Origin of the sequence: Paracraurococcus ruber (assembly GCF_004353985.1) — a bacterium.
GTDB lineage: Bacteria > Pseudomonadota > Alphaproteobacteria > Acetobacterales > Acetobacteraceae > Paracraurococcus > Paracraurococcus ruber.
Window position 1 is genome coordinate 1 of sequence record NZ_SMOA01000327.1, and the last position, 5,513, is coordinate 5,513.

Annotated in this window: 4 protein-coding genes; 1 reads left to right on the forward strand and 3 read right to left on the reverse strand. The window is 75.7% G+C overall.

Going from position 1 to position 5,513, the window contains the following annotated elements; genetic code table 11:
• Positions 1 to 218: 218 nt before the first annotated feature.
• Positions 219 to 3,062: a bifunctional diguanylate cyclase/phosphodiesterase gene (locus E2C05_RS28205; RefSeq protein ID WP_133222970.1), complete on the forward strand. Its 2,844-nt coding sequence runs from the start codon at positions 219 to 221 to the stop codon at positions 3,060 to 3,062.
• Between the two features lie 104 nt (positions 3,063 to 3,166).
• On the opposite strand, the gene E2C05_RS28210 is transcribed toward E2C05_RS28205, so the two are convergent.
• The 3 genes from E2C05_RS28210 to E2C05_RS28220 form a co-directional block, all read right to left on the reverse strand.
• Positions 3,167 to 3,991: a DUF3750 domain-containing protein gene (locus tag E2C05_RS28210; protein ID WP_133222971.1), complete on the reverse strand. Its 825-nt coding sequence runs from the start codon at positions 3,989 to 3,991 to the stop codon at positions 3,167 to 3,169.
• A 184-nt stretch (positions 3,992 to 4,175) separates the two neighbouring features.
• Positions 4,176 to 4,805 carry a pyridoxamine 5'-phosphate oxidase family protein gene (locus tag E2C05_RS28215; RefSeq protein WP_133222972.1) on the reverse strand — a complete coding sequence of 210 codons (630 nt, stop codon included), beginning with the start codon at positions 4,803 to 4,805 and terminating at the stop codon, positions 4,176 to 4,178.
• The coding region (locus E2C05_RS28220) for a thiamine pyrophosphate-dependent enzyme (protein WP_133222973.1) at positions 4,802 to 5,513 on the reverse strand (712 nt) is incomplete at its 5' end. The genes E2C05_RS28220 and E2C05_RS28215, both read right to left, overlap by 4 nt.

A 5,513-nucleotide genomic window follows, 5' to 3' on the forward strand; every position in this document is an offset into this window, starting at 1 on the left:
GCCGGCCCGCGCCCGCCTTCGCCCGGCGGGTCGGCCCGCGTCGTCGCCGGCGGGCGCGGGCCGCCCCGGGCCCGCCGCCGTACTGTCCGCCCCGGGCCGCCGATGGTGGGGCGGGCTCCGGTTCTCCGCGCAATCATGCCCCGGCGCGGCCTTCCGCCCGGGCCCGCTGGCGGTGGCGGTTAGGTCAGAGTTCAGACTTCTCCGGTAAGCGTGTGTCGGTGACGACCGTTCCCCCCGGTCCCGACGCGGCCAGTCCATCCCAGCGGCGCTCGGCCGGGCTGCCGCTCGGCCTGCGGCTGGTCGCATTGCTGCTCGCCACCCTGCTGCCGCCCACGGCGGCCCTGTTCGCCCTCATCGGCATCGGCGCCTCGGAACGCCTGGCGGATGCCGAACGCGATGTCGGCCGCCTGGCGGCGCTGCGGGCGGAACAGCAGACGGCGCTGCTTGGCAAGACCCAGCTCATGCTGGCCGCCCTGGCGCGCCAGCCGGCGCTGCGCGCCCTGCCGCTGGACCCCGCCGCCTGCGCCATGGCGGCGCAGGCGGCGCGGGCGGACACGCCCTGGCTGCGCGGCATCGCCGTCACCGACGGCGCCGGCGTGATCACCTGTTCCAACAACAACAGCGGCCTCGGCGTCTCGCTCGCCGACCGGGCCTATCTGCAGCAGGCGATCACGACGCGGCGGCCCGTGGTCTCGCCGCTGCTGGCCAGCCGGGTCGATGCCGTGGCGCAGATCATCGTCGCCCTGCCGCTCGACAACGACCATGACGGGGCGGTTGACCTGCTGCTGCTCGGCGTGGTGGACATCGCCCGGCTGCTGGATGCCAGCTCGGGCATCCCGCTCGGCACCGACACCATGCGGCTGTTCGACGGTGCCGGGCGGCTGGTCGCCAGCCTGCCGCCGGCGCCGGACCAGGTGGGGCAGGGCTTCGCCGACCATCCCTTCTGGCGCAGCGTCCTGGCGCAGGGCGGGACCGGCGTGCATCACGGCCCGGGGCTGAGCGGGGAGGAGCGCATCAAGGGCTTCGCCCGGATCGAGGGCACGGACGCCGTCGTGGCCGTCGGCCGGAGCGAGGCGGCGGTGATGGCGCCGGTCGCCGCGCTGATCCGCAACGCGGCGCTGCTGGCCCTGGCCGGGCTCGGCCTCGCCATCCTGGTCGCCTGGGTGTTCGGGCGCGCCATTCTGGTGCGCGACATCGGCCGGCTGGCGGAGGCGGCGCGGCGGTGGCAGCCGGGCGGCCCGGCGGTGTTCCCCGCCGCCGCGCCCGGCCGCTTCGCCGCCACCGAATTGCAGGCGCTGCACGCCGCGCTCGCGGCCATGGAAGCCTGCCACGCGACCGTGCTGCACCGGGTGGAGGAGAAGCGCCGGCTGCTCGACATCGTCACCGGGTCCATGGCGCAGGGGCTGGCCGCCTGGGATGCCGACTGGCGGCTGACCCTGGCCAATCCCGCCTATGCCCGCATGCTCGGCCTGCCGGAGGATATGGGGCGGCCCGGCCGCAGCTTCATCGAGATCGCCCGCGCCCTGGCCGAGCGCGGCTTCTTCGGCCCGGGCGACCCGGCGATGCTGGCCGCCATGCGGCTGCGCCAGGTCGCGCAGGACCGGCCGGAGACGCGGGAGGTGGTGCGTCCGGACGGCCGCGTGCTGGAGGTGGCGGACCGGATGCTGCCCAATGGCGGCATGGTCACGACCTTCACCGACGTGACGGAGCGGCGGGAGGCCGAGGCGCGGACCATCCACATGGCGCGGCATGATGCGCTGACGGGCCTGCCCAACCGCACCCAGATGCAGGAACGCTTGGCCGACCTGCTGGCGGAGGCCGGGCCGCAGGGCCGCCGCTTCGCGCTGCTCTATCTCGACCTCGACCGCTTCAAATGGGTGAACGACACGCTTGGCCACCAGGCGGGGGATGCGCTGCTGGTCGCCGTGGCGGACCGCATCCGCAACCGCACCCGCACCCGCCGGGACGGCGGCGACCTGGTGGTGCGGCTGGGCGGCGACGAATTCGTGGTGGTGACGGCGCCGGTGCTCGGCCTCGACCGCGACGCGGCGGAGGAGGCGGCGGGCCTCGCCGCGCGGCTGATCACCGCCCTGTCGGACCCGGTGGAGATCGAGGGGCAGCAGGTGGTGGTCGGCGCCTCGGTCGGCATCGCGCTGTTCCCGGCGCATGGCATGGATGCCCGCCGCCTGTTGCAGCATGCCGATCTGGCGCTGTACCGCGCGAAGGAGGATGGCCGCGGCTGCTGGCGCTTCTTCGAGCCGGAGATGGACGAGCAGGCGCAGCAGCGGCGGCGGCTGGAGATGGACCTGCGGCGCGCCCTGGCGGAGGCACCGGAGGAATTCGTGCTGCACTACCAGCCGGCGGTGGAGATCGCCGGCGGCCGGGTGACCGGGTTCGAGGCGCTGCTGCGCTGGCAGCACCCCGAGCGCGGCCTCGTGGCGCCGCAGGAATTCATCGGCCTGGCCGAGGAGATCGGCGCCATTGAGGCGCTGGGCGAGCTGGTGCTGCGCCGGGCCTGCGCCGAGGCGGCGCGCTGGCCCGACCAGCGGCTGCGGCTGGCGGTCAACCTCTCCGCCCTGCAATTCCGCCGCGAGCACCTCACGGCGCTGATCCATGCCGTGCTGGAGGAGTCCGGGCTCGACCCGCGCCGGCTCGAGCTCGAGATCACCGAGGGCGTGCTGCTGAACCAGACGGCGCAGACCATGGCGACGCTGCGCGGGCTGCGGGACGCCGGGGTGCGCATCGCCATGGATGATTTCGGCACCGGCTATTCCTCGCTCAGCTATCTGCGCTCCTTCCCCTTCGACCGGGTGAAGATCGACCGCGCCTTCGTCCGCGACCTGGCCAGCCGGCCCTGCGACGCCACCATCGTCCGCGCCGTGACCACCATCTGCGCCGGCCTTGGCATGGCGACGACCGCCGAGGGCGTGGAGACGGAGGAGCAGTTACGCCTGCTGGCGGCGCTGGACTGCAACGAGGCACAGGGCTTCCTGTTCGGCCGCCCGGTGCCGGCGGCGCAGATCCCGCAGACCCTCGCCCGGCTGGCTGCTCTCGCGGGGTGACGCCGGGCCGGAGACGCCCCGGCGCCGGGATGCCGCGTGCCATCGGGCATGGTCATGCCGGCCTTGGGGGCGGGAGGCCCGGTCGCCCCCGGACCGCGGGCCCGTCAGGCCGCGGGCCGCGCCGTTCCCGCCCCCGAATTCCGGCCCGCTTCCGGGCCCATCCCGGGCAGCGGGCTCGACCCGTCCCGGTCGGGCAGGCCGATGCGGCCGAGGCCGGGCAGCTTCAGCGCCGGCCGCCGCAGGTCGAGCCCGGCGACGAGGCCGAGCAGGTTGACCTCCACCCCCTCCACCCAGCCAAGCGTCAACCCGGCATAGCCGCCGAGCGTCAGCCGGAGGCCGGTGCCGGAGGCGGTGCGGCGCAGCCAGCGGCCGTCATGCGGGTAGTCCTTGCCGATGGCGGTCGGCGGCAGGGCCACCGGCAGGCCCGGCACCGCCTCCAGCACCGCGGCGACGAAGGTGTTCGAGTTGGGGCCCGGCCAGGCGCGGTAGTCGCCCTGGTTGCGCCAGGCATAGCCCTCGATGGCCGCGAGCATGGGCGGTATCAGCCGCGCCGCCGCCGCGCCGTCGGCGGCGAAGACCACCTCCGGCGCGGCGCCGAACCAGCGGCCGTCGGGGGCGAAGCCGTTCACCCGGATGGGCGCGCCCCAGGCGGTGTAGTCGTAGCGTTCGTAGCGGGCCGCGCCTTCCGGCTTCAGCACCAGCCAGCAATGCACCGCGACGATGCCGCGCCAGCGCACCGTCCGCGCGGCGAGCACGCGGACCACCGCCGGCCGGTGCGCGGCGGCCGGCGGCAGCAGGCCGGTCGAGGAGCGGTCGGCTGCCCACCAGCCCTCCGGCGGCTGGCGCGCCTGCCAGCGCGCGGCCGACACGGCGACGGGCAGCAGGAAGAGCAGGAGGAGGAGCAGGGGAAGGAGCTTCGTCGCCGGCATCGTCCCGCAGCATGTCTGCATGCCGGGGCGGCGGCGCAACCGCACCCCGCCGGATGGCGGGGGCGGGCGTGGCGCCGCGGGTCACCGTCCCGCCGGGCCGACGCATCGCAGCGCGCCTCGCCCGGCGATGCGCCGCGGGGCCGCCCCCCCCGCCGCGCCGTGACCGCGCCTCGTATGATTGCGCCTAGTACATCTGCGCGCGGATGCGCGCCTGGTACTCGGCCTCGTACCGCGCCGCATCGATGCCGCCGCCGGCGGTGTGCGCGGCGATCATCTGGCCGTTGCTCGGCACCCCGGGCGGGCGCGGCGTGCCGCCCCAGATGCCGCTGCGCATCACCGACTTGGCGCAATGCGCATAGACCTCCCGCACCTGCACCAGCAGCACCGTCGCGGGGTCCTTGCCCTGCGCCGCCAGCCGGGCGCGCAGCGCCGGGTCGGCGGTGATGCGCGCCAGGCCATGCACCCGCAGCGTCTCGCCCACGCCGGGGATGAGGAAGAGCAGCGCGACGCGCGGGTCCTGCAGTACGTCGCGCAACCCGTCCAGCCGGTTGTTGCCGCGCCGGTCGGGCAAGGCGAGGGTGCGGTCGTCGAGCGGCACCGCGAAGCCCGGCGCATCGCCGCGCGGCGTCGCATGCGGCCCCTGCGTCCCGGTGGTCGCCAGGATGCAGAAGGGGGAAGCGGCGATGAAGGCGCGCGACGTCGCCTCCAGCCGGTCCGTCACCTTGGCCAGGAAGCGCGGATGCGGCGCCTCGTACAGCGCCTCCAGCTGGTCGAGGCGGGTGACGGCCCAGGGATCGTCGACCGGGCCGCTCATCCGCGCAGGGCCTTGATCTGGGCCGGGTAGCTGCCCGGGTCCACGCGCACATCCACCAGCGCCGGGCCATCCGCCGCCAGCGCCTCCGCCAGCGCGGCGCGGTAGCCGGCGGCGTCCGTGGCGCGCAGGCCGATGCCGCCCAGGGCGCGCATGGCGGCGGCGAAATCGGCCTCCGGCCAGCCCAGCGCGCCGCCCGGCAGGTCGCGCCCGCCCGTCTTGATGTCGATCAGCGAGAGCGTGGCGTCGTTGAAGACCACCACGGTCAGCTTCACGCCGAGCACCGCCGCCGTCGCCAGCTCGCCCAGCGCCATCAGCAGCCCGCCATCGCCGGTGAAGGCCAGGGCGCCGCGGTTGGGGTCGTGCAGCGCCGCGGCGATGCCGGCCGGCAGGGCGAAGCCCATGGTGGCGAGGCCGTTCGAGATCAGCAGGTCGCCCGGCCGCTCCGCCTGCCAGAAGCTGGTGCAGGGGAACATATGCGCGCCGGCATCGACCGAGACCCGGGGGTCGCGCCCGGCCGCGCGGCAGGCCTGCTGCGCGATCTCCACCACCGCCTGGGGGGAGAGGCCGCGATTGCCGTCCTCCCGCCCATCGGGCGCATTGGCCAGCGCGCGCAGCCAGGCGGTGCGATGGCCGGCGATCTCCGTCGCCTCCCAGCCGCCGCGCCGCGCCGCTGCCGCCAGCGCCGCCAGCGCCGGCGCCAGCGGCCCG